Raw genomic sequence first — 22,919 nt, 5'->3', positions numbered from 1 at the left:
GGGGTGGCCCGCAGCACCACATCGCCCGCCGCTCCTGCACCTGCTCCACCCGCGCCAAACCCTGCAATCGCCGCAATCGCTGCAACCGCCTCAAGAAACCTGAACCCCACCGCCAGCCCGCGCCCCCGCAATACCCCTGTCAAGCCTTGTTCGCGTCCACCGCCACCGCTACCCTGACCGGGCATCACATTGGTTCGGCATGTCCACTTCCCGTTTCGTACATCTCCACGTCCACACCGAATTTTCGCTGGCGGATTCGACCATCCGTGTCCCGGCGAAGCCGGATCAGGCTGACCCGAAAAAAGCAAAGCAGGCCAACCTGCTCAGCCGCGCGGTCGAACTGAAACTGCCCGCGCTGGCAGTGACGGATCTCAACAACCTGTTCGCGCTGGTCAAGTTCTACAAAGCCGCCGAAACCGTGGGCATCAAACCCATCGCTGGTGCCGACATCATGATCGCCGAAGAAGGCATGACGCCCTGGCGCATGACCCTGCTCTGCCGCGACCGCGAAGGCTACCTCAGCCTCTCCAGGCTGCTCACCCGCGCCTGGATGGAAGGCCACCGCCCCGAAGGCGGCGTCGCCGTTCACCCCGACTGGCTCAAGGCCGGCTGCCACAACCTGTTTGCACTGGCCGGCCGCGACAGCCTCGCCGGGCGCCTGGCCGGTGACGGCCGCCATGATCTGGCCGAGCAGCAGCTCGCCGACTGGCAGCGCGTGTTCGGCGATGGCCTGCACCTGGAACTGACCCGCACCGGCCGCGACGGCGAAGAAGCCTTCAACCAGTTCGCCCTGCAGGCCGCCGGCCAGCGCGGGCTCCCGGTGATCGCCAGCAACGATGTGCGCTTCCTGCAGCCGGAAGACTTCAACGCCCACGAAGCGCGCGTGTGCATTTCCTCCGGCCGCGTGCTGGACGACCCCAAGCGCCCGCGCGACTACAGCGACCAGCAGTACCTCAAGTCCGCCGAGGACATGTGCGCGCTGTTCGCCGACATCCCCGACGCGATCGACAACACGCTCGCGCTGGCCGAACGCTGCAACATCGAAATGCGTTTGGGCACCTACTTCCTGCCCAACTACCCGGTGCCCGAGGACGAAACCCTCGACAGCTGGATCTGCAGCGAATCGCGCAAGGGCCTGGAAGCACGCCTCGAAAAGAATCCGCTGGCGCCGGGCAAGACCCGTGCCGATTATGTCGAGCGCCTGGAATTCGAACTGGCCACCATCATCAAGATGGGCTTCCCCGGCTACTTCCTGATCGTGGCCGACTTCATCCAGTGGGGAAAGAACCAGGGCATTCCGATCGGCCCGGGCCGCGGTTCCGGTGCCGGCTCACTGGTCGCCTGGGCGCTGCAGATCACCGATCTGGATCCGATCCCGTACAACCTGCTGTTCGAGCGGTTCCTCAACCCCGAACGCGTGTCGATGCCCGACTTCGACATCGACTTCTGCATGGACCGCCGCGACGAAGTCATCGACTACGTCGCGCGTAAATACGGTCGCGACCGGGTCAGCCAGATCATCACCTACGGCACCATGGCAGCCAAGGCGGTGGTGCGCGATTCCGGCCGCGTGCTCGGCTTCCCGTACGGTCTGGTCGACGGCGTCTCCAAGCTGATCCCCAACATCCTGGGCATCTCGCTCAAGGATGCGATGGGCGAAGGCAAGGATTCGGAAATGGCCTCGCCGGAGCTGATCCAGCGCTACCAGAACGAAGACGATGTCCGCGACCTGATCGACCTGGCCCGCCAGCTCGAAGACCTCACCCGCAACGCCGGCAAGCACGCCGGTGGCGTGGTGATCGCGCCCGAACCGCTGGCCGAATTCTGCCCGCTGTTCGCCGAACATGACGAAGGCGGCCGCGGCCGCAACCCGGTCACCCAGTTCGACAAGAACGACGTCGAAGAAATCGGCCTGGTGAAGTTCGACTTCCTCGGCCTGCGCACGCTGACGATCATCGACTGGGCGGTCAAGGCGATCAACAAGCGCCACGAACGCGCCGGCATCCCGCCGGTGGACATCACCGCGCTGCCGCTCGATGACGTGCCCACCTACAAGGACATCTTCGCCAACGGCAACACCGGCGCAGTGTTCCAGTTCGAATCCTCGGGCATGCGCCGCCTGCTCAAAGACGCGCGTCCCGACCGCTTCGAAGACCTCATCGCGCTGGTGTCGCTGTACCGCCCCGGCCCGATGGACCTGATTCCCTCCTTCAACGCGCGTAAGCACGGGCAGGAAGAAATCATCTACCCCGATCCGCGCACCGAAGCGATCCTGAAAGACACCTACGGCATCATGGTGTATCAGGAGCAGGTGATGCAGATGGCGCAGATCGTGGGCGGTTACTCGCTCGGCGGCGCCGATCTGCTGCGCCGCGCGATGGGCAAAAAGGTGCCGGCCGAAATGGCCAAGCACCGCGAGATCTTCCGCGAAGGTGCGGCCAAGGACGGCGTCGTCGAAGCCAAGGCCGACGCGATCTTCGACCTGATGGAGAAGTTCGCCGGCTACGGCTTCAACAAGTCGCACGCCGCTGCCTACGCGCTGGTGAGCTACCAGACCGCCTGGCTCAAGCGTCATTACCCGGCCGAGTTCATGGCCGCGACGCTGTCCTCGGACATGGACAACACCGACAAGGTGGTCGGCTTCCTCGCCGAAGTGCGCAACCTCGGCCTGACCGTGCTGCCGCCGCGCGTGAACGAGTCGGCGTACATGTTCGAAGCCTCCAGCGCCGACACCATCGTGTACGGCCTGGGCGCGATCAAGGGCGTCGGCCAGGGGGCCTGCGAAGCGATCGTGGAAGAACGCCAGCGTGGCGGCCGCTACGCGTCGCTGCTGGATTTCTGCATGCGCGCCGAATCCGGCAAGCTCAACCGCCGCACGCTGGAAGCGATGATCAACTGCGGCGCGATGGACGGCCTCGGCAAGAACCGCGCCTCGCTGATGCTGCAGCTGCCCGAAGTGCTCAAGGCCACCGACCAGATGGCACGCGAGAAGGCCTCCGGCCAGAACTCGCTGTTCGGCGCACCCGATCCGGTCACGACGGCGATGCAGCTGGAACTGCCCGAAGCCAAAGAGTGGGCGCTGGGCCAGCTGCTGGAAGGCGAACGCGAAACGCTGGGCTTCTACCTCAGTGGTCATCCGTTCGATCCCTACGCCGATGACGTCAAGGATCTGGTCGGCACCGACCTGGGCATGCTCGAGAAGCTGATCCCGCCGGCACGGCCCAGCAAGGACGGCGAGAAGCGCGCCTGGCGCCAGGAAACGCCAGTGATTCTGGCCGGTCTGGTGGTCGGTGTACGACGCAAGGGCGAAAGCCAGATCTTCATGCAGCTCGAAGACGGCAAGGGCCGCGTGGAGTGCAGCGCCTTTACCGATGGCCTGGCCGAGTTCGGCCACCTGATGACCAAGGACCGCATCCTGGTGGTCAAGGGCGGCCTGCGCGAAGACGAGTTCAACGGCGGCTATGCGCTGCGCATCCGCCAGGTGTGGGACTACGAAGACATCTGCGCCAACTACGCCACGCGCCTGTCGCTGCGGCTGGATCTGCGCCAGGACAGCGCGGTGTGGAACCGCGTCAATGCCCTGCTTGACCGGCATCGGCCGGGCCGCACGCCGCTGCGCCTGGATATGCTGCTCGGCTCGGAACAGGGCCCGGTGGCCGGCATGCTCGATGTCGCCGGCGAGATCGCCGTGCGCGTGGACAGCCAGCTGGTCGACGCCCTGCGCGCCGATCCGGCGGTCCGCACGGTGAAAGTGCGTTACAGCCCGCCCTGGGCGAACTGATTTCCTTTTTTTCTGTTGCAACACAGGTGTTTTGTTTTGATCAAGCGTTTTACCGTGCTGCTGATCGCAGCTGCCGCCCTCACCGGCTGTTCCAGCCCCGCCCAGACCTTCGAGATCGACAACCCGGGCGATACGCCGCTGACCCTGCGCATCGATGGCAACGAACTGCCGATCGCCGCGCACGCTTCGCGCCCGGTCAAGCTCAAGCCCGGTGAACATCACCTGCAGACCGAACGCCTTGGCGACGTGCGCTTCATCGTCTACGCCAAGGGCAAGGGTGGCTTGATCAACCCGACCCTGGCCGAGTACGTGATCGCCAACGAAATCTACGTCACCGGCGAAGACAAGCTGAAGAACTTCGGCGACCTGAACAACCAGATCGAGCTGGGCGGCGTCAACTTCGAGGGCCCTTACCAGAGTACCCACGCGCTGTTCATCGACAAGACGTGGAACTTCGGCGTGCACGAGCCGTTCCCCGAAGAGCAGACCGTGATGCACGTGGACGCCAGCGGCGGCCGGATCAACGCCAAGATCTTCACGGCCCCGGCCTTCATCGACTATGTCGAAGACAACCTGGGCGACCCCGGCGTCTATGTGCGCCACCAGCCCAAGGGCTATGTCGCGCCCACCTACACGCTGGAAGCCGCCCCGACCGCCCTGCCTGCGCTGGACCCGGCCTTCGAGGCCCATGCCGGCCCGTTGCGCGAGCTGTACACCCGCTACCTGCATGCCACCACTGCCGATGCACAGCTGCAGCTCCAGCAGGAGGCCTTCCAGGCGCAGATGGCCTTCACCGCCGCGACCGCCACGCTGGGCTCGGGCCTGTCCAAGGAGGCCAACGAGGGCTACAACACCTTCGTGCAGACCCGCAGCACGCTGATGGGCAGCGCGGCGCTGGTCGTGCCCTGACCTGACTGGCGCCCCTGGCCCCGCTGCGCTACCGTCGGTTTCCAGACGACGGCGTACGGGGCTTTTCGGCGCATTCGGCTACACTTTCCCTCTTTTCTTCACGACGGTTTCCGATGAATCCGAACTACCTCGACTTCGAGCAACCCATCGCTGATCTGGAGGCGAAGATCCAGGAACTGCGCAGCGCCAGCGCCGGACCTGCGGTCAATGTCGAGGCCGAGGTCCATGCCCTGCAGGACAAGCTGCGGGTGCGCACCGCGCAGATCTTCCGCAACTTGACCTCCTGGCAGGTGCTGCAGCTGGCCCGGCATCCGTCCCGCCCGTACACCGAGGACTACATCCGCATCATCTGCGATGAGTTCCAGGAACTGGCTGGCGACCGCGCCTTCGCGGACGACAAGGCGATCATCGGCGGCCTGGCCCGTATCGGTGGCCGCTCGGTGATGCTGATCGGCCATCAGAAGGGCCGCGACACCAAGGAAAAGATCAAGCGCAACTTCGGCATGCCCAAGCCGGAGGGCTACCGCAAGGCGCTGCGCCTGATGAAGATGGCCGAACGCTTCGGCCTGCCGGTGCTGACCCTGATCGACACCGCCGGTGCCTGGCCGGGCATCGACGCCGAATCGCGCGGCCAGTCCGAAGCGATCGCACGCAACCTGATGGAAATGGCCGAACTGAAGGTGCCTGTGGTCTGCACCGTGATCGGTGAAGGCGGCTCGGGTGGCGCACTGGCACTGGGCGTGGGCGACCGCACCGTGATGCTGGAATACAGCGTGTACTCGACCATCAGCCCGGAGGGCTGCGCCTCGATCCTGTGGAAGGACCCGGCCAAGGCCAAGGACGCCGCCGAACAGCTCGGCCTGACCGCCCCGCGCCTGAAGAGCCTGGGCCTGGTGGACAAGGTGCTGCGTGAGCCGACCGGTGGCGCCCACCGCAACCCGAACCAGATGGCCAAGCGCCTGAAGGCCGTACTGCTCAACGAGCTGGACGTGCTGGAGAAGCTGCCGGTGGATGAGCTGCTGCAGAAGCGTTACGAGCGCCTGCGCAGCTACGGGACCTACGAAGTAGCCTGACCGGGCTGCGGCGCAAACGAAAAAGCCGGACGCGTGAGCGCCCGGCTTTTTTTTGTGCGGCACACCGGCGGCGTGGCCCGGCGACAGGGCCGGCCGCTGGCCGGCTCTGACCGACTCAGAACGGCTTGGCGATCACCAGCCATACCACGCCGATGAACAGCACCAGCGGCAGTTCGTTGAACCAGCGCAGCGCACGCGAGGACGGCAGCACCCTGCCCTTCACCGCGCCTTTCAGCAGCCGCCCGGTCCACGAGTAATACACCAGCAGCAGCACCACCAGGCCCAGCTTGGCATGCAGCCAGCCCGCCGCACCGGGGGCGACCATGGTCGGGAAGTCCGGAATCACGCGGTAGCCCAGCCACAGCACCACGCCCAGGATCAGCGCAAGGCCGAACATCATGTGGCCGAACTTGTACAGGCGCAGGCCCATCAGCTGCAGCCGCTCGGTCACCGGCAACTGGCCGGCGGTCTCGCTGAGGTTGACCAGGATCCGGGGCAGATAGAACACCGCCGCCATCCATGCCACCACGAACAACAGGTGGAAGGTCTTGACCCAGTAGTAGGACTGCATGTGCTTGCTCCGGCGGCTGGCATGGGTTGGCCGCCATTCTCGCATGCCCGGTAGAGACACCCCATGCGTGGCTGGTGCGACCCATCGCCACACCTCAACTACGCATCCGTGCGCCCACGCCGTACGATAAGCGCCGCTTTCCCCCACGTGCACATCCCCATGGACAAAACCTACGACGCCGCCTATTTCCAGCGCTGGTACCAGCCTGACCAGACCGGTGGTGCCGCGCGCCTGGCGCGCAAGGTGGCGCTCGCCGTGGCCAGCGCCGAGTACTACCTGGAACGCCCGATCCGCAGCGTGCTCGATATCGGCTGCGGCGAAGGCGCCTGGCGCGCGCCGCTGCTCAAGCTGCGCCCGCGCGTGCAGTACCTGGGCTTCGACAGCAGCGACTATGCCGTGCACCGCTATGGCCGCAGCCGCAACCTGCACCCGGCCAAGGTCGGCGATTTCGCCTGGTTGCGCCCGTGCGCGCCGGTCGATCTGTTGATCTGCTCGGATGTGATGCACTACGTGCCCAGCCGCGAACTGCGCCCGGCACTGGAAGGCTTCGCCGAGCTGACGGCCGGGGTGGCGTTCCTGGAGGCGTTCACCGCCGAAGATGACTTCGATGGCGACCACGAAGGCTTCCAGGCACGTCCGGCGCGCTGGTACCGCAGCCAGCTCAAGCGGGTCGGTTTCACCGCCTTGGGCTCGCATTGCTGGCTGTCCCCCACCTTGGCCGGGCATGCGGCCGCACTGGAACGCGGCGCGCCCTGAGTCTCGATAACAATTGAGACAGGACCCGCATTAACGCGCCCGCGCGACGGGTGCGCTATGCTGCGCGGCAACATAAGACCATACATATTGGACGTCATGCTATATCAGCTGCATGAGTTGACCCGCAACCTGCTCGCCCCGTGGGTGCACCAGGCCCAGGCCAACGCGAAGTTCTTCGCCAATCAAGGTCATTGGTGGTCGCAGATGCCCGGCGCGGATCGCCTGGCCGCTGTGAACGAGCTGTTCCACCGCATCGGCAAGGATTACGAGAAGCCCGAGTGGGGCATCAACGAGATCGACGTCGAGGGCGAGCGCGTGCCGATCGTCGTCCACGAAGAAATCAGCAAGCCGTTCTGCAAGCTGCTGCGCTTCAAACGCCACAGCAACGAAGCCGACCAGCTGCACACCATGCTCAACCAGCCGTTCGTGCTGGTGGTGGCGCCGTTGTCCGGCCACCACGCCACGCTGCTGCGCGATACCGTGCGCACCCTGCTGCGCGACCACCGCGTGTACGTGACCGACTGGGTCGATGCGCGCATGGTGCCCGGCAGCGAAGGCGAATTCGGGCTGGATGATTACATCGCCTATGTGCAGGAATTCATCCGCCACCTCGGTGCGGAGAAGCTGCACGTGGTCAGCGTCTGCCAGCCGACCGTACCGGTGCTTGCCGCTGTCTCGCTGATGGCCAGCCGCGGCGAAACCACGCCGCGTTCGCTGGTGATGATGGGCGGGCCGATCGATGCGCGCTGCAGCCCGACCGCGGTCAACAACCTGGCCACGCAGAACCCGATGTCGTGGTTCGAGAACAACGTCATCCACACCGTGCCGGCCACCTTCCCGGGCGCCGGCCGCCGCGTGTATCCGGGCTTCCTGCAGCACGCGGGGTTCCTGTCGATGAACCCGAGCCGCCATTTCAGTTCGCACTGGGATTTCTATGCCGACCTGGTCAAGGGCGACATGGAAGATGCCGACGCGCACCGCCGTTTCTATGACGAGTACAACGCCGTGCTCGACATGCCGGCCAAGTACTACCTGGATACGATCCGCGTGGTCTTCCAGGAATTCCTGCTGCCGCGCGGCGAGTGGTACGTGCAGGGTGAACGCGTGGATCCCAGCGCGATCACCGGCACGGCGCTGCTGAGCATCGAAGGCGAATTGGACGACATCGCCGGCCTCGGCCAGACCGAAGCGGCGCAGGAACTGTGCACCGGCATTCCGGCTGCGCACCGCGAGCACTTCATCGTCGAAGGCGCCGGCCACTACGGCATTTTCAGCGGCCGCCGCTGGCGCGAAACGGTCTACCCGAAGGTGCGCGATTTCTTCGCCGCCCATGCGCAGACCGTGACCAGCAAGCCGAAGAAAGCCGCGAAGATCGCCAGCAACGTGACGCCGCTGCGACGTAAAGCGGGCTGACGCCCGCTTCGCGGCCGAGCCCCCCTTGATGCGGGGCGCGTGCTGCAGATCGTGCCGGCCGCTGGCCGGCACTCGCAGAGGATCGACCTGTGCCCGCGGCTTACAGCCGCACCAGCAGATGCTTGGCCATTATCCCGTGCAGGCGGCCGATGCCGCGGGCCAGGTGCAGCGTGGCGAACAGCAGCAGCACCCCGACCACCGCCAGCAGCGGTGTCACCCAGACCGGCAGCAGCTGGCTGCCGTCGAACTGCAGCGCCACGTAGTCGCTGGAGAACAGCGCCGCCACCGGTGCCCAGATGAAGCCCATCGAGGTCGACAACAGCGTGGTGGCGATCGTGAAGTAGAGGATGCCCAGCGGCAGCATCATCACGAAGTACAGCAGGGTCAGCCAGGTACGGCCATCGGTGAACATGTCGCCGATGCGCTGCAGCCAGCTGCGGCTGCGGTCGGAATACGTCGGCCGGCGTGGCATGCGCTCGCCCAGCAGGGCTTCCACCAGGCGACCTTCCAGCAGCGACAACCCGCGCACCGAACCGAAGAACAACACCGCCACCGGGATGCCGATGATCAACACCATCAGGCCCAGCGACAGCGACAGGCCGGTGACCACCCAGGTGAAGAAGAAGGTGCCGGTGGCCAGCGACAGCAGCATGTAGAACAGCGCGCCGTAAGTGCGCGCCTCCAAGGCGACGCCGAAGAAGCTGGCCAGCGCCGAGCGCGGCTTGGGCGGCGATTGCGGCGGCGGTACGGCGCCCATGCCGGGGCTGCTGGCTGCGGCCTGACGCAGCGGCGCCGCGCCGGCGCTGGGCGTGCGCAGCGCGCGGTTCACCGTGATCTCGGTTTCGCGGTAGATCTCGGCCACCTCTTCCGGCGCCCCGTAGCTGCCGGCGACATCGGCGATCACCTCGGCCTCGCTGCGGCCCGACTGCGCGGCCAGCTCCGAGCGCAGGTATTCCTCGGCGTCGTAGAGTGCGTCCTGCACCATGGCCGGATCGGCGTCGTGCAACGCTGCGCGCAGCTGCGCCAGGTAGGCGGGAATGGTGGTCGGCAAGGCCCGACCGGCCACGGATTCGATGTTCATTCGGTTACCCCTTCCAGGACGGAATCGACGGAATCACGGGTGGCACGCCACGCGGCGGTCCAGTGCCGGAGCACTTCGCGCCCCGTGTCATTGATGCGGTAGTAGCGGCGCGGCGGACCGGCCACCGACGGTTCAACATGGCTTTCCAACAACCCGGCCCCTTCCAGGTTGCGCAGCACCGGGTACAGCGCGCTCTGCTTGCCGCTCAGCACGCCCTCGCCGACCCGCTCCAGCTCCTTGGCGATCAGGTAGCCGTACAGCGGCTCGCCGGCCTTGGCCAGTACCGCCAGCAGGGCCAGAGAGACCGTGCCGGAGCTGAGCTCTTTCTGGAACTTCTTGAGATGGACCTCGTGGTCGCTCATGGCGGTCTCCGCTAGCGTGGAGTCCACACTAGTCCGAAGTTCGCTATAGCGGATGTGTCGTTAGTCACCGTGCCGGTTGGGCATGGCCGGCTGGCGGTGGCCGGCGTGCTTCGCGCACAATCAGGGAACATCTTCCTGAACGGGTTTGCCATGTCGCCACGCCGTCCTGCCCTGCTCGCCCTCGCCCTGGCCTGCCTGCTGCCCAGCCTTGCCAGTGCGGCCACGCCATACCGCAGCCCGCAGCAGATCCTGGACGCCTCGCCGGACAGCGACTGGCGTACACCCGATCCGGCGAACCTGCTGTACATGAACCTGCCCGCCGGCCGGGTCATCATCGAACTGGCCCCGGCATTCGCGCCGCAGCACGTGGCCAACATCCAGACCCTGGCCCATGAGCATTTCTGGGATGGCGAGAGCATCTATCGCGCGCAGGACAATTTCGTGGTGCAGTTCGGCGATGCCGACGCCGATGATGCGGCCAAAGCAAAGCCGCTCGGCAGCGCCAAACCGAAGCTCCCAGCCGAATTCCAGCGCGACAGCAAGGGACTGAAGGTCAGCCTGCTGCCCGACCGTGACGGCTGGGCCGACCAGACCGGCTTCGTCGATGGCTTTCCGGTGGGCCAGGACCGCAAGGACGGCAAGACCTGGCTGGCGCATTGCTATGGCGCGCTGGGCGCCGGCCGCAACAACGAAGAAGACAGCAGCATCGGTGCCGAGCTGTACGTCGTGACCGGGCAGTCACCCCGCCAGCTGGACCGCAACATCACCGTGGTCGGCCGCGTGCTGCAGGGCATGGAACTGCTCAGCGCCCTGCCGCGTGGGCCGGCACCGATGGGCTTCTACGCCGACCCGGCGCAGCGCACCGCAATCCAGTCGATCCAGCGTGCCAGCGATGTACCGGCTGCGCAGCGCCCCAGACTGCAGGTGCTGCGCACCGACTCCAGGACCTTCGCCGATGCGACCGAAGCGCGCCGCAACCGTGTCGACGATTTCTACAAGCGCCCGGCCGGTCACATCGACCTGTGCAACATCCCGGTGCCGGTGCGATAAGCGCCGGATGAGCGCGCCGACTGGCGCGGGAATGTGGGGCATGGTGAGCGTGGCCTGCGGTTTGCGCCGTCCATCGTGGGGGCGCAGCCACGCATGTGGCTATCGCTGCGATGCCGCCACGCTGCCAAGAATCAGCACACCTGCAATCACCATCGCCCCGGTCACCGGTTCGCCCAGGAACAACCAGGCGAACAACGCGCCGAACATCGGCACCAGGTAGGTCACGGTCGAGGCGCGGGCCGGGCCGATGCGGGCGATCAGGCGGTAGAACATCAGGAACGCCAGGCCGGTGCAGACCACGCCCAGAGCGATCGCGCAGGCCCAGGACAGCATCGGGATCGGCGCGGTCGGCCAGTGGGTCAGCGCCATCGGCAGCAGCAGGATCGCCGCGCAGCCCAGCGTGGCACCGGCGGAGGCCGCCGGCGGCAGGCCGGTCATGTGGCGCTTCACCAGGTTGACGCCCAGGCCGTACAGCAGCGCCGCCAGCGCGCCGGCCACCACCGCGGCACCGATGCTCAGGCCAGCGACCTTGGCCGTGGCCAGCACTACCACGCCGGCGAAGCCGACCAGCAGGGCGATCGCGCGGCGCATGCCGATCTTTTCGCCGAAGAACAGGAAGGCGATCAGCGCAGCAAACAGCACGGTCATCGCGTTGCAGATCGCCCCGATCGCGGCTGGAGCGCGTTGCGCGGCCCAGGCGAACAGTACGAACGGGACGGCCGAATTGATCAGCCCGATCGGGGCCAGCCACCGCCAGCGCCGCGCCGGGAACTGCGCCCGCGCCTGCCACAGGAACGGCAGCAGCACGAGCGCACCGAGCAGGAGCCGTACCTCCACCAGCGCGTACGGGCCGAAGGCCGGCACGGCCACGCGCATGAACAGGAACGAGCAGCCCCAGATCGCGCCGAGCACGGTCAGTTCCAGCGGCGTGCGCCAGTCACGCGCCACGTTGCCAGCGGCCAGCGGTGCCCTGCTCACGGGGGGCCTCCACAGGGAAGCTGACACGCAGGGCGAGCGGTAAGGGACGGCAACATGCGCGTGAATCCGGGGAGGAAGGGCGACAGCATCCGCCTGCCGTCACGCGCCCACAAGCGCGTAGTATCCGTGCAAGCCACAAATATGATTTGGGTCTCGACCATGATCCTTCGCCCTGCCCTGCTGCCCGCGCTGGGGGTGTTCGCGGTTGCCGCACGCCACCAGAATTTCGCCCATGCCGCCCAGGAGCTGCACCTGACCGCCAGCGCGGTCAGCCACCATGTGCGCCGGCTCGAAGAGCTGCTCGGCACGGTCCTGTTCCAGCGCCACGCGCGCGGCGTGCGGCTGACCGCCGAGGGACGTCAATTGGCCGATGCGGCGGCCGCCGCGCTGAGCGATCTCAATGCCGTGGCCGGCAACCTGCACCCGCAGGCGGATGTGGTGCCGCTGCGGGTCACGACCATCCGCTCGCTGTCTTACTGCTGGCTGATTCCACGGTTGCCGCGCTTCACCCAGCTGCACCCCCGCATGCGCATCGAACTGCAGACCAGCACGGAGCTGGTGCGCTTCGACGAGACCGGGCCGGAACTGGGCATCCGCTACGGCCTGGGCCAATGGCCGGGCATGGCCGCGCACCACCTGATGGACGACGAACTCTGCCCGGTGGCCTCACCGGCCCTGGCGGGGGTGTCTGCGTTGCGCGAAGCGGCGCAGATCGCCGCCCTGCCCCTGCTCAGCGACATGTCCCCGCAGGGCTGGCGCGACTGGTTCCGCGCTGCCGGTGTGCGCGGCCTGGACCTGCCCTCGCTGCACACCTTCAGCGACAGCACCGATGCGATGCGCGCGGCGGTGTACGGCATCGGCGCGGTGCTGGCGCGCAAGCACATCGCCCAGCCTTATCTGCAGCGTTACGAACTGGTGCGCCTGCCCGGCCCCGCGCTCAAGGCACGCTACGCGTACTACGTGGTGCACGCCGAGCACCGTCCGCTCAGCCCGACCGCGCAGGCCTTCATGGATTGGCTCAAGCGCGAAGCACTGGAGGAGCGCACCCCGCTGCCGGCGCTGCCCGACGAACTGCTGGGGCTGCCACCGGCCGACCGCCCGCACGACTGAACCGGACGCCACGGCCCCACGCATCCTCACCCGACCTTTTCCGGCCGCTGGCTAGGCTGGAGTCCCTTTCCCCGAGGACCCGCCCATGGCCCTGTTGCGACTGCGAATCACCGGCACCGAAGACGATGCACGTGCCATCACCGACCTGCTGCAGAGCATCGAGGGGATCGAACACGTCGAGGAAACCGACGACCTGATGCCGCACATGGACGACGACGATTCCAGCTCGGCCGGTCTGTCCGATGACATCGGCCCGGGCACCCACGAACTGGAAGTGGAAGTGGGCAACGCGCTCGGCGCCCAGCGCGTGCGTGATGCCGTGCAGGAACTGGCGCTGGAGCTGGACGTCTTCGTGGAATACGAGCAGGACGAAGGCTGAGTCAACCGTCGTGCCGCGCGTTGATGCGCGGCACGACAGGCAAGGTCAGCGTGCGGACGCCGCTGCCTTGCGGCGCTTGCGACGGCGCCACAGCGCCACGCCCACGGCACCCACGGCCCATGCCACCACGCCCACCGGCAGCAGTGCCGCCACCGCACGGATCACAAACGCGATGCTGGTGGTGAAGATCGAGCCGAACTCACTGACCGCCTTGCCGATTTCACTGCGGCTGCGCTGGCCGGCCGGCCCTTCGAAGTGCAGGCTCACCAGCTGGGTATCGATCCGGCGACGCTGCTGCGCGGCCTCCTTGTTGGCCTGCTCCAGCCCGGCTTCGATCTCCGCCATGCGTTGGGATACCGCCAGCAGATCGGCCACCTTCATGTCGCTGCGCTGCTGATAGGCCTGCAACTGGGCGTGTTCTTTCTGCAGCCGTGCCTGGGTCAGCGCGGTATCGGCCACCTGCTGGGCCAGATCTTCGGCGTGGGTGTTGCGCGAGGCGACATCGCCGCCCTCGCCGGCCAGGGCGATGATCGGTTCGACCCCCTTCGGCGCGATGCGCACGCGGATCGAGCCGGAGCGGGTCTCACCGCCCTCCTCGCCGACCTGCAACACGGCGCAGTCTCCGAACCGGTTGCTCTGGCAGGCCTCGGACACTGCCTTGACCCGCTCGCTGATGCGCTTGGCGTCGAGCTGGATGCGGATATCGTGTTCATAGGCCAGGAACGCGCCTTCGGGGGAGGCCACCGCCCCGGCAGCCGCATCGGCGGCGTAGTCCTTCCCGCTGCGGCCGCAGGCCACCAGGCCCAGCAACAGCATCCCTGCCAGCCCGGCGCGGGCCCGTCCTGTCCATCCAGTCACAGTGCAACTCCATCCAAGGCGGTGATCTTCACGGCGCATGGTAATCCAATGGCACGGGGACAACGGGGGCCATCGGCTCTATGCTCGGGGATTGTCCCCAGTACAGGAACACCGATGCGCCAGCATCTGCTTGCCCTCGCCCTGATTGCCGCCCTCGGTGGCTGTCAGCAGGCCGACTCCCCTGCGCCCGCCACCGGCACCGAAGCGGCCACCCCGGCTGGCGATGCGGCGGTCGATGCCGCCTTCGCCGACCTGTCCAAGCGCGCCCTGGACACTTGGATGCAGCTGTCCCCGATCAGCGCCACGCAGATCGGCGACCACCGCTACGACAGCGAGATCGACGACCTGAGCGCGGCCGGCCAGCAGAAGGTGCTGACCGCGTACAAGGCGCTGCTCGCCGACCTGGACAAGATCGACGTCAGCAAGCTCTCGCGCGAGAACCAGGTGGACGCGGCGATCCTGCGCAACCAGCTGCAGTCCGAAGTCTGGACCGCCGAAGTACTGCAGTCGCCGAAGTGGGATCCGCAGATGTACAACGGCATGGCCGGCAGCGCGCTTTATGGCTTGATGGCGCGTGAGTTTGCGCCGCTGCCCGAGCGCCTGAAGTCGGCGACCGCGCGCATGGAGAAGCTGCCGCAGATCTTCGCCCAGGCCCGGGAGAACCTGGACCCGGCCCGCGTGCCGAAGATCCATGCTGAAACCGTGGCCAAGCAGAACCGCGGCATCCTGAGCATCGTCGATACCTTCATCACCCCGCATATCGGCGAGCTGCCGGCCGAAGACCAGAAGCGCCTGCAGGCTGCCATCGAAGGCCTGAAGAAGGCCGTCGACGAGCAGCAGACCTGGCTGGACAAGACCCTGGTGCCGAACGCCAAGGGCGACTTCCGCATCGGTGCGGAGCTGTATGACCAGAAGCTCAAGTTCGCCCTGAACTCCTCGCTCTCGCGCGCCGAGATCGGCGAGCGCGCGCGTGCCGAACTCAAGCGCGTGCGCCAGGACATGTACGGCATCGCGCAGACCGTGCTCAAGGACAAGCCGGGCGCCCCGGCGCTGCCGGCCAACCCGAGCGACGAGCAGCAGCAGGCCGCGATCGAAGCCGCGCTGGAGCTGGCCTATGCCGACAAGCCGGCACGCGACAAGGTCGTTGAAGATGCCAAGGCCGCGCTGGAGCAGTCCACCGAATTCGTGCGCAAGCATGACCTGATGACCCTGCCCGATTCGCCGGTCGACATCATCCTGATGCCGGAATTCCAGCGTGGCGTGGCCGTGGCCTACTGCGATTCGCCGGGCCCGCTCGACAAGAACCTGAAGACCTTCTATGCGGTCTCGCCGATTCCGGACGACTGGACCGACAAGCAGGTCGATTCGTTCCTGCGAGAATACAACAGCCGCATGATCCACCTGCTGAGCATCCACGAAGGCACCCCGGGCCATTACCTGGAAGGCTGGCACTCGGGCAAGTTCCCCTCCACGCTGCGCGCGGTGCTGCGTTCGGGCCTGTTCGCCGAAGGCTGGGCGGTCTACACCGAGCGGATGATGCAGGAGCAGGGTTACCTAGACAACGATCCGCTGTTCCACCTGGTGCAGCTGAAGTTCTACCTGCGCACCATCTCCAACGCGATCCTGGACCAGGGCGTGCACGTGGACAACTGGACGCGCGAGCAGGCGATGCACCTGATGACCCACGACGCCTTCCAGCAGGAAAGCGAAGCCTCAGGCAAGTGGGTGCGTGCGCAGCTGACCTCCGCGCAGCTGCCGACCTACTTCGTCGGTGCGCAGGAGCACTTCGACACCCGCAAGGCCGTGCAGGACAAGCAGGGGGCCAAGTTCAACCTGAAGGCCTACCACGACCAGATGCTGTCCTATGGCGCCCCGCCGGTGCGCTTCGCGCGCCAGCTGATGCTGGACCAGCCGATCGAGTAAGTACTGCCTCGTTCCTCGTCAGACAGGCAAACGGCCCGGGGTGACCCGGGCCGTTTCTTTGCCCCCCGCCGGGGTTACGCGTCGGCGGCCACGAAGCCACCGGTCTGCCGCGCCCACAGGCGCGCATACAACCCGCCCGCCTCGATCAGCTCGGCGTGCGTCCCGGTTTCCACGATGCGGCCCTGGTCCATCACCACCAGCCGGTCCATGCGCGCGATGGTGGACAGCCGGTGCGCGATCGCGATCACCGTCTTGCCGGTCATCAGTTCGTCCAGGTTGTCCTGGATCGCCGCTTCCACTTCCGAATCCAGCGCCGAGGTCGCCTCGTCCAGCACCAGGATCGGCGCGTCCTTGAGCAGCACCCGTGCGATCGCGATGCGCTGGCGCTGGCCACCGGACAGCTTCACCCCACGCTCGCCGACGTGCGCGTCGTAGCCGCGACGCCCTTCCCCATCGACCAGCGTGTCGATGAAGGCCGACGCCCGCGCCTTGGCGACTGCGGCGTGCAGCTGTTCCTCGGTCGCGTCCGGGCGGCCGTACAGCAGGTTGTCGCGGATCGAACGATGCAGCAGCGAGGTGTCCTGGGTGACCACGCCGATCTGGCGGCGCAGGCTTTCCTGGGTGACACCGGCGATGTCCTGCCCGTCGATGCGGATCTGCCCGGACTCCAGGTCGTACAGGCGCAGCAGCACGTTGACCAGGGTCGACTTGCCGGCCCCCGAGGGGCCGACCAGGCCGATCTTCTCACCGGGCTTCACCTGCAGGTCCAACCCGGCGATCACGCCACCGCTTTTGCCATAGTGGAAATGGATGTGATCGAAATGCACGGCGCCCTGGCTGACCACCAGCGGCACCGCATCGGCGCGGTCCTGCACGGTCAGCGGCTGGGAGATGGTGGTGATGCCGTCCTGCACCGTGCCGATATCCTCGAAGATGCCGTTGATCGTCCACATGATCCAGCCGGACATGTTGTGGATGCGGATCACCAGGCCGGTGGCCAGGGTGATCGCACCCACCGTGATGTGTCCGCCGTTCCACAGCCACAACGCCAGGCCGCAGGTGCCCACGATCAGGAAACCGTTGACGATGGCGATGGTCACTTCCAGTCCGGTGGTGACCCGGGTCTGGCCCCGGTGCTTGACCGCCAGTTCGTCGATCGCCTCGGCCACGTAGGCCTGCTCGCGGCCGCCATGGGCGAACAACTTCAGCGTAGGCACGTTGGTGTAGCCATCCACGATGCGGCCCATCGCCTTGGAGCGCGCCTCGGAGGCGATCCACGCGCGCTCTTTGGCCCGCGGCACGAAGTACCACATGATCACCGCATAGCCGGCCATCCACAGCCCCAGCGGAATCATCAGCCGCCAGTCGGCCTGCGCGAACAGGTACAGCGCGGTGCCGGTGTAGACGATGATGTACCAGAGCGAATCGACCATCTGCACGGCCGATTCGCGCAGCGAGGTACCGGTCTGCATCACCCGGTTGGCCATGCTGCCGGCGAAATCGTTCTGGAAGAAGCTCAGGCTTTGCCGCACCACGTAGTTGTGCATGAGCCAGCGCGAGCGGTTGCTCAGCCCCGGCACGATCGCCTGGTTGACCAGCAGGCTGTGCAGCGAGACCAGCAGCGGCCGCGCAATCAGGGTGATGCCGGCCATCCACATCAATGTGTTGGCGTGCCGCGCGAAGAAGCCGCTGCCAGGCTGCTCGGCGACCATGTCGACAATGCGGCCCAGGAAATCGAACATCGCCACTTCCACCAGCGCCAGCAGCAGGCCGGCGATCAACGTCGCCAGCAGCACCGGCCACACCGGGCGCAGATAGTGGATATAGAACGGCACCACCCTGCGCGGTGGCATGCGTCCATCGATCGGCGGAAAAACCGGAATCAGCGATTCGAACCAGCGGAACATCGCAGTGCACCGAAAACAAAACAGGCCGCGATTATCCCACCGCGGCCTGCTCTTTTACTCTCACCTCCATCACACGCTGGCGGCAGGGTTCAGCCCTTGGCCGCCGGTGCGATCGGGATCAGCAGCAGGTCCTGGAAATCGAAGCTGAAATCGGTGAGCGACGACGCCGCCTGCATGCGCACCTCGCGGACCTTGCCGTCCGGATCCAGACTGAAATTCACGAACGCATCGGCATTGAGCGAACGGTCGTCCCAGCGCACCAGGAAGGTGTCGTGCTGCCAATGTTCCAGCGTGCCGATCAACTGCGCGGTCTTGCCGAAGCGCAGGCGCAGTTTGCCGCCCTGCTGATCAACGAATACGTCGCCGTACCACGCGTCGCGGTAGCCGCCTGCATAGCGTGCCAGCGGCAGCGACGGTCTGGATTTCGCATCGCGTGCGGCCTGGTGCTTGGCCCAGCCCTCGTCCGCCTTCTCCTGCGACTTGGCCACGGCGGCCGCATACGCGGCCACCCAGTCGGTGGCGGGCGCCTGCAGATAGGCGTCCAGCGCTTCCATGGTGATCGCGTTGAATGCCGCGCCCACTTCCTGGTTGGTCAACACCACGATGCCGAGCTTCTGCTCGGGCACCAGGGTCACCCGCGAGACCATGCCGGGCCAGCCGCCGGTGTGCCAGACCAGCTTCTGGCCACGGTAATCGCTCAGGCTCCAGCCCTCGCCGTAACCGGCGAAATTCGGCCGCGCCGCTGCCAGCTGCGGCACGCTCGGCTCGGGCACCACTTGCGGGGTGATCATCTGCCACATCGCCTGCTGGGTCTTGGCGGTGAACAGCGGCTGGCCGTTCTCCAGCGTGCCCTGCGCCAGCTGCACGTTCATCCAGCGCGCCATGTCATGCACGTTGGAATAGATCCCGCCGGCGCCGGCATTGTTGGACCAGGTCAGCGGCGCGACGGTGCGCAGCTGGCTGAAATCGTACTTGGCGTGACCGACCGCGGCGTTGTCACCGGGCTGCAGATGATCGGCGTTGTAGCGGGTGCCGCGCATCCCGACCGGGGTGAAGATGTGCTGCTGCAGGAAGTCCGCGTACGTCTGCCCGGACACCTGCTCGATCACCTGCTGGGCGACCGCGTAGAGAATATTGTCGTAGGCGTAGCGATCGCGGAAGCCGGCCTTCAGCGGTACCTTGCCCAGCCGCTGCACGACCTCCTGGTTGCTGTAGGTGGTGGTCGGCCAGAACAGCAGATCGCCCGCGCCCAGGCTCAGGCCACTGCGATGGGAGAGCAGATCACGGATCCGCATTTCGCCGGTCACATACGGATCGGACATGCGGAAGCCGGGCAGATGATCGATCACGCGATCGTCCATCTTCAGCTTGCCCTGCTCGGCCAGCAGGTTCAGCGAGGTGGCGGTGAACGCCTTGGTGTTGGAGGCGATCGCGAACAGCGTATCGGCCTGGACCGGGTCCGGCTTGCCCAGCTCGCGCACACCGTAGCCGCGCTCCATCACCACCTTACCGTCCTTCACCACCGCCACGGCGATGCCGGGGATGTCGAACTCGGCGCGGGCGCGTTCGATGGTGGCGTCCAGCCGCTGCAGTTCGGCCGGCACGGCCGCCGATGCCAAGGGTGCGCATGCGAGCAGCACGGCGCCTCCGATCCAGGATGTCTTCAAGCAGTGTCTCCGGTTGCGTGTGGCGGGGGCGTCGAAGGTGCCGATGCCCCGGTTTCGCACGATGGTAACGCGGGCCGGATCAGGCTCGCCTGTGCCAGAAGGAGGCCCGCCATGACCGCGCCCGCGCAGACCACCGCCACCCTCATTCCCTGCCTGCGCTACCGCGATGCGCACGCCGCCATTGCCTGGCTGCAGCGCGCGTTCGGCTTCCAGCAACAGGCGGTGTATGCCGATGGCGATACCGTCCACCACGCCCAGCTGGTCTATGGCCACGGCATGATCATGCTCGGCTCGGTCGACAACGCCAGCGAATGGGGCCGCTACAGCGTGCACCCGGATGAGATCGGCGGCCGCCAGACCCAGACGGCCTGTGTGATCGTGGCCGATCCGGATGCCCACCATGCGCGCGCGGTGGCGGCCGGCGCCCGAATCGTGATCGACATCGCCGACCAGCCGTACGGTGGCCGCGGTTATGCCTGCCGCGATCTGGAGGGGTACCTGTGGTGGTTCGGCAGCTACGACCCGTGGGCCGACCACGCGGGCGGCGCATGAGCACCGCGCCCGGTACCATCCGGACCGGGATCGGCGGCTGGGTCTTTCCGGCATGGCGCGGCGGCACCTTCTATCCGGCCGGGCTGCCGCAACGCGAAGAGCTGGCGTATGCCAGCGGGCAGCTTGGCTGCATCGAAATCAACAGCACGTTCTACCGCGCGCAGAAGCCGGCCATCTATGCGCAGTGGCGCGAGCAGACGCCGAAGGGCTTCCGCTTCTCGGCCAAGGCGCCGCGCACCATCACCCAGACGCATGACCTGACCACCGTGGGTGAACGCGCCGAACGCTTCATCGAGGGCATCAGCGCGCTGGAGGACCGGCTGGGACCGTTGATCTGGCAGTTCGGGGAAAGCCATCCGGCCGCAGCGGCCGAGTTCGATGCGTTCCTGGGCATGCTCCCGCGCAGGCTCGCCGGCCACCGCCTGCAGCACGCCCTGGAAGTGCGCAATCCCGCCGCCTGGACGCCGGAACTGCTGGCCGCCGCCCGCGCCCACGGTGCCGCGCTGGTGTTCAGTGGGTCTGACGACTACCCCAGCTTTGCCGACCCCACGGCGGACTTCATCTATGCACGGCTGATGGGCTCGCGCGCCACCCTGCGCGCCGGCTACCCGGCCCGGGCCCTGGAGCAGTGGTGCCTGCGCGCGATGCGCTGGGCGCGCGGCGAAGACAATCCGGACCTTCCCCACCTCGCCGCCGAAGTGCCCGCGCAGTCGCCGCGCGAGGTCTATGTGCTGTTCATTGGCGCCGCCAAGCAGCGCAATCCGGGGGCGGCGATGGCCCTGCGCGACCAGTTGCAGCAGCTCGGCGAACGCTGAGCGTTCAGCGGTGCCGACGGCGCGCCGCCAGCGCCGCGTCCAGCCCCCATAGCAGGCCGCCGCTCACCACGAACACCACTCCTACGGCGAGCGCATTGCGCGCGACCCGCGCGATACCCAGCGTGTCCAGGTCCAGGAAGGGATACGGGTACTGGCCGCTCAGCCGCCCGACCAGCAGCGCCCAGCCGAGGTACACCGTGGGGAATGCCAGGGCGCCGAGCAGTCCACGCCGATGCAGGCCGCCGTGCGGTCCGGCCACCCAGCCCAGCAGATACAGCACCGGCACCGCGTAATGCAGGCCGCTATCGGCCCACCATTGCGCGCCCTGCGGGTGCCACAGCGGGCGCAGGATGGTCACGTAGATCACGCCGGTGATGCCGATGAACAACGCCACCGCCGCGCGTGGGACCGGCCCGGCAAGGCCATCGCGCCGACCCCGCGCCAGGGCAAGGCAGACCGCGGCCACCCCCATGTTGCTGAGGATGGTGAAGTAACCCAGGTAGCGCAGCGTCGCCGTCCCCGCCCCCAGGCCGGGGGTGCGCAGCAGCAGGTGGTACTGCAGCAGCAACGCGGCCACGGCGACCACGGCGGTCAGACCGGCCCAGGCACGTAGCGTGGGCGGCGTTGCGGGCGCGACGGAATCACTATGCGGACGGGTCATGGGCGCAGGATGCCACGGCCCTGCAAAGATCACGTGGAAGGCGTCCGCCACGTCCCGGCTTGCCGCACAATAGGCGGATGCCGATGACCGATACCCGCAGAGCCCTGCTGCAAATCCATTTCTGTGTGCTGCTGTGGGGCGTCACTGCCATCCTCGGCAAGCTGATCACCCTGCCCGCCCTGCCCCTGGTGTGGTGGCGCATGCTGCTGGTGGTGGCCATGCTGGCCCTGGTGCCGCGGGTGTGGCGCGGGCTGCGTCAGCTGTCGCCGCGATTGGTTGCCGGGTACTGCGGCGTGGGCGCGCTGGTCGCGCTGCATTGGCTCACCTTCTATGGCGCGGTGAAACTGGCCAATGCCTCGGTAGCGGCGACCTGCATCGCGCTGGCGCCGGTGTTCACCGCAGTGATCGAACCGTGGGTGGCCAAGCGGCCCTTCCAGTTCCGCGAACTGGCCTTCGGCCTCCTGGTCCTGCCCGGCGTCGCGCTGGTGGTGGGAGGCGTGCCCGATGGCATGCGCCTGGGCGTGCTCATCGGCGCGTTGTCGGCGCTGCTGGTGGCGATCTTCGGCTCGCTCAACAAGCGCCTGGTCAGCCATGCCGACCCGCTCACCGTGACCGCGCTGGAACTCGGTGCGGGCACGCTCACCCTGACCCTGCTGGCGCCGGTGCTGCCCTTCCTGCTGCCAGCCCTGGCCAGCGACCTGTGGGTGATTCCGGACCTGCACGATGGCCTGCTGCTGTTGGCTCTGGCCGGGCTGTGCACGCTGCTGCCGTTTGCGCTGGCGCTGGTCGCGCTGCGCCACATCAGCGCCTACACCTCGCAGCTGGTGACCAACCTGGAACCGGTCTATGCGATCCTGCTGGCGATGGTGCTGCTCAGCGAGCAGCGCGAACTGACGCCGCTGTTCTACGCCGGCGTGGCAATCATCGTCGGGGCGGTGTTCCTGCACCCGCTGCTGAACCGCCGCCGCAAGGTGCAGCACCCGGAACTCCTGGCGACGTCCGAGGCGCGCAACATCGCCGATTGAGCGCGCTTGCGGGCCAACGCGCGGTACCGGAATCACCCGATTTTCGAT

General features: G+C 67.0%; 20 protein-coding genes. 12 read left to right on the top strand and 8 right to left on the bottom strand.

What is annotated here, in order from left to right; all coding sequences use genetic code 11:
* Positions 1 to 199 precede the first annotated feature (199 nt).
* The 3 genes from dnaE to ACTT2I_RS04445 all read left to right on the top strand — a co-directional run bounded on the left by dnaE (position 200) and on the right by ACTT2I_RS04445 (position 5,763).
* The gene (dnaE, locus tag ACTT2I_RS04455; RefSeq protein WP_088434038.1) at positions 200 to 3,781 is read left to right on the top strand and encodes a DNA polymerase III subunit alpha; all 3,582 of its coding nucleotides are present in this window, start codon (positions 200 to 202) and stop codon (positions 3,779 to 3,781) included.
* Positions 3,782 to 3,817: 36 nt separating this feature from the next.
* Entirely contained in the window at positions 3,818 to 4,690 is an 873-nt protein-coding gene (locus ACTT2I_RS04450; protein ID WP_088434037.1) for a hypothetical protein, read from the top strand.
* Positions 4,691 to 4,803: 113 nt separating this feature from the next.
* Entirely contained in the window at positions 4,804 to 5,763 is a 960-nt protein-coding gene (locus tag ACTT2I_RS04445) for an acetyl-CoA carboxylase carboxyltransferase subunit alpha (protein WP_088434036.1), read from the top strand.
* 115 nt (positions 5,764 to 5,878) lie between these two features.
* Here ACTT2I_RS04445 and ACTT2I_RS04440 read toward each other — a convergent pair whose 3' ends face one another.
* Positions 5,879 to 6,334, bottom strand: a complete 456-nt coding sequence (locus ACTT2I_RS04440) for a CopD family protein (RefSeq protein ID WP_088434035.1) — start codon at positions 6,332 to 6,334, stop codon at positions 5,879 to 5,881.
* Between the two features lie 159 nt (positions 6,335 to 6,493).
* On the opposite strand from ACTT2I_RS04440, the gene ACTT2I_RS04435 reads away from it, so the two are divergent.
* On the top strand, positions 6,494 to 7,090 hold the full coding sequence (locus ACTT2I_RS04435; RefSeq protein ID WP_088434034.1) for a class I SAM-dependent DNA methyltransferase: 597 nt from the start codon (positions 6,494 to 6,496) through the stop codon (positions 7,088 to 7,090).
* 57 nt (positions 7,091 to 7,147) lie between these two features.
* Positions 7,148 to 8,503: a polyhydroxyalkanoate depolymerase gene (locus tag ACTT2I_RS04430; RefSeq protein WP_421099712.1), complete on the top strand. Its 1,356-nt coding sequence runs from the start codon at positions 7,148 to 7,150 to the stop codon at positions 8,501 to 8,503.
* 100 nt (positions 8,504 to 8,603) lie between these two features.
* Here ACTT2I_RS04430 and ACTT2I_RS04425 read toward each other — a convergent pair whose 3' ends face one another.
* Positions 8,604 to 9,584: a sensor domain-containing protein gene (locus ACTT2I_RS04425; protein WP_421099713.1), complete on the bottom strand. Its 981-nt coding sequence runs from the start codon at positions 9,582 to 9,584 to the stop codon at positions 8,604 to 8,606.
* Positions 9,581 to 9,946 (bottom strand): PadR family transcriptional regulator, encoded by a 366-nt coding sequence (locus tag ACTT2I_RS04420; protein WP_019184417.1) that lies wholly within the window; start codon positions 9,944 to 9,946, stop codon positions 9,581 to 9,583. The genes ACTT2I_RS04425 and ACTT2I_RS04420 overlap by 4 nt, the downstream gene beginning before the upstream one ends.
* Before the next feature lie 150 nt (positions 9,947 to 10,096).
* Between ACTT2I_RS04420 and ACTT2I_RS04415 the strand changes: the two genes are divergently transcribed.
* On the top strand, positions 10,097 to 10,996 hold the full coding sequence (locus tag ACTT2I_RS04415; protein WP_421099714.1) for a peptidylprolyl isomerase: 900 nt from the start codon (positions 10,097 to 10,099) through the stop codon (positions 10,994 to 10,996).
* Positions 10,997 to 11,095: 99 nt separating this feature from the next.
* On the opposite strand, the gene ACTT2I_RS04410 is transcribed toward ACTT2I_RS04415, so the two are convergent.
* Positions 11,096 to 11,974 (bottom strand): DMT family transporter, encoded by an 879-nt coding sequence (locus ACTT2I_RS04410; protein ID WP_421099715.1) that lies wholly within the window; start codon positions 11,972 to 11,974, stop codon positions 11,096 to 11,098.
* 159 nt (positions 11,975 to 12,133) lie between these two features.
* Between ACTT2I_RS04410 and ACTT2I_RS04405 the strand changes: the two genes are divergently transcribed.
* Together ACTT2I_RS04405 and ACTT2I_RS04400 are read left to right on the top strand one after the other, a co-directional pair.
* Complete coding sequence (locus ACTT2I_RS04405) at positions 12,134 to 13,084, top strand: LysR substrate-binding domain-containing protein (protein ID WP_088434039.1); 951 nt, start codon at positions 12,134 to 12,136, stop codon at positions 13,082 to 13,084.
* 85 nt (positions 13,085 to 13,169) lie between these two features.
* Positions 13,170 to 13,463, top strand: coding sequence for a hypothetical protein (locus ACTT2I_RS04400; protein ID WP_019184421.1), 294 nt, complete (start codon positions 13,170 to 13,172; stop codon positions 13,461 to 13,463).
* Positions 13,464 to 13,508: 45 nt separating this feature from the next.
* On the opposite strand, the gene ACTT2I_RS04395 is transcribed toward ACTT2I_RS04400, so the two are convergent.
* Positions 13,509 to 14,279 (bottom strand): DUF4349 domain-containing protein, encoded by a 771-nt coding sequence (locus ACTT2I_RS04395; RefSeq protein WP_421099763.1) that lies wholly within the window; start codon positions 14,277 to 14,279, stop codon positions 13,509 to 13,511.
* Between the two features lie 156 nt (positions 14,280 to 14,435).
* On the opposite strand from ACTT2I_RS04395, the gene ACTT2I_RS04390 reads away from it, so the two are divergent.
* Positions 14,436 to 16,244 carry a DUF885 domain-containing protein gene (locus tag ACTT2I_RS04390; protein ID WP_088435116.1) on the top strand — a complete coding sequence of 603 codons (1,809 nt, stop codon included), beginning with the start codon at positions 14,436 to 14,438 and terminating at the stop codon, positions 16,242 to 16,244.
* 74 nt (positions 16,245 to 16,318) lie between these two features.
* On the opposite strand, the gene smrA is transcribed toward ACTT2I_RS04390, so the two are convergent.
* Entirely contained in the window at positions 16,319 to 18,151 is a 1,833-nt protein-coding gene (gene smrA, locus ACTT2I_RS04385) for a multidrug efflux ABC transporter SmrA (protein ID WP_293981610.1), read from the bottom strand.
* A gap of 89 nt (positions 18,152 to 18,240) precedes the next feature.
* On the bottom strand, positions 18,241 to 19,818 hold the full coding sequence (locus ACTT2I_RS04380) for a serine hydrolase (protein ID WP_421099716.1): 1,578 nt from the start codon (positions 19,816 to 19,818) through the stop codon (positions 18,241 to 18,243).
* Between the two features lie 111 nt (positions 19,819 to 19,929).
* Between ACTT2I_RS04380 and ACTT2I_RS04375 the strand changes: the two genes are divergently transcribed.
* Positions 19,930 to 20,370, top strand: a complete 441-nt coding sequence (locus tag ACTT2I_RS04375) for a VOC family protein (RefSeq protein WP_088435119.1) — start codon at positions 19,930 to 19,932, stop codon at positions 20,368 to 20,370.
* A complete protein-coding gene (locus ACTT2I_RS04370; protein WP_421099717.1) occupies positions 20,367 to 21,185 on the top strand; it encodes a DUF72 domain-containing protein in 819 nt (272 codons plus the stop codon). The genes ACTT2I_RS04375 and ACTT2I_RS04370 overlap by 4 nt, the downstream gene beginning before the upstream one ends.
* A 4-nt stretch (positions 21,186 to 21,189) precedes the next feature.
* On the opposite strand, the gene ACTT2I_RS04365 is transcribed toward ACTT2I_RS04370, so the two are convergent.
* Complete coding sequence (locus ACTT2I_RS04365; RefSeq protein WP_421099718.1) at positions 21,190 to 21,846, bottom strand: Pr6Pr family membrane protein; 657 nt, start codon at positions 21,844 to 21,846, stop codon at positions 21,190 to 21,192.
* Positions 21,847 to 21,923: 77 nt separating this feature from the next.
* Here ACTT2I_RS04365 and ACTT2I_RS04360 point away from each other — a divergent pair, with 77 nt between their 5' ends.
* Complete coding sequence (locus ACTT2I_RS04360; RefSeq protein WP_421099719.1) at positions 21,924 to 22,871, top strand: DMT family transporter; 948 nt, start codon at positions 21,924 to 21,926, stop codon at positions 22,869 to 22,871.
* Positions 22,872 to 22,919 lie beyond the last annotated feature (48 nt).

The sequence above is a fragment of the Stenotrophomonas sp. PUT21 genome, from assembly GCF_052232875.1.
In the GTDB taxonomy this organism is placed as follows: domain Bacteria; phylum Pseudomonadota; class Gammaproteobacteria; order Xanthomonadales; family Xanthomonadaceae; genus Stenotrophomonas; species Stenotrophomonas maltophilia_N.
Note: the sequence above shows the minus strand (reverse complement) of the source record. Positions and strands in the feature narration are given on the sequence as shown.

Coding starts and splice junctions, on each gene's coding strand:
- dnaE (WP_088434038.1), top strand. CDS start 200: ATGTCCACTTCCCGTTTCGTACATCTCCACGTCCACACCGAATTTTCG.
- ACTT2I_RS04445 (WP_088434036.1), top strand. CDS start 4,804: ATGAATCCGAACTACCTCGACTTCGAGCAACCCATCGCTGATCTGGAG.
- ACTT2I_RS04440 (WP_088434035.1), bottom strand. CDS start 6,334: ATGCAGTCCTACTACTGGGTCAAGACCTTCCACCTGTTGTTCGTGGTG.
- ACTT2I_RS04435 (WP_088434034.1), top strand. CDS start 6,494: ATGGACAAAACCTACGACGCCGCCTATTTCCAGCGCTGGTACCAGCCT.
- ACTT2I_RS04430 (WP_421099712.1), top strand. CDS start 7,148: ATGCTGCGCGGCAACATAAGACCATACATATTGGACGTCATGCTATAT.
- ACTT2I_RS04425 (WP_421099713.1), bottom strand. CDS start 9,584: ATGAACATCGAATCCGTGGCCGGTCGGGCCTTGCCGACCACCATTCCC.
- ACTT2I_RS04420 (WP_019184417.1), bottom strand. CDS start 9,946: ATGAGCGACCACGAGGTCCATCTCAAGAAGTTCCAGAAAGAGCTCAGC.
- ACTT2I_RS04415 (WP_421099714.1), top strand. CDS start 10,097: ATGTCGCCACGCCGTCCTGCCCTGCTCGCCCTCGCCCTGGCCTGCCTG.
- ACTT2I_RS04405 (WP_088434039.1), top strand. CDS start 12,134: ATGATCCTTCGCCCTGCCCTGCTGCCCGCGCTGGGGGTGTTCGCGGTT.
- ACTT2I_RS04400 (WP_019184421.1), top strand. CDS start 13,170: ATGGCCCTGTTGCGACTGCGAATCACCGGCACCGAAGACGATGCACGT.
- ACTT2I_RS04395 (WP_421099763.1), bottom strand. CDS start 14,279: ATGCTGTTGCTGGGCCTGGTGGCCTGCGGCCGCAGCGGGAAGGACTAC.
- ACTT2I_RS04390 (WP_088435116.1), top strand. CDS start 14,436: ATGCGCCAGCATCTGCTTGCCCTCGCCCTGATTGCCGCCCTCGGTGGC.
- smrA (WP_293981610.1), bottom strand. CDS start 18,151: ATGTTCCGCTGGTTCGAATCGCTGATTCCGGTTTTTCCGCCGATCGAT.
- ACTT2I_RS04375 (WP_088435119.1), top strand. CDS start 19,930: ATGACCGCGCCCGCGCAGACCACCGCCACCCTCATTCCCTGCCTGCGC.
- ACTT2I_RS04370 (WP_421099717.1), top strand. CDS start 20,367: ATGAGCACCGCGCCCGGTACCATCCGGACCGGGATCGGCGGCTGGGTC.
- ACTT2I_RS04365 (WP_421099718.1), bottom strand. CDS start 21,846: ATGACCCGTCCGCATAGTGATTCCGTCGCGCCCGCAACGCCGCCCACG.
- ACTT2I_RS04360 (WP_421099719.1), top strand. CDS start 21,924: ATGCCGATGACCGATACCCGCAGAGCCCTGCTGCAAATCCATTTCTGT.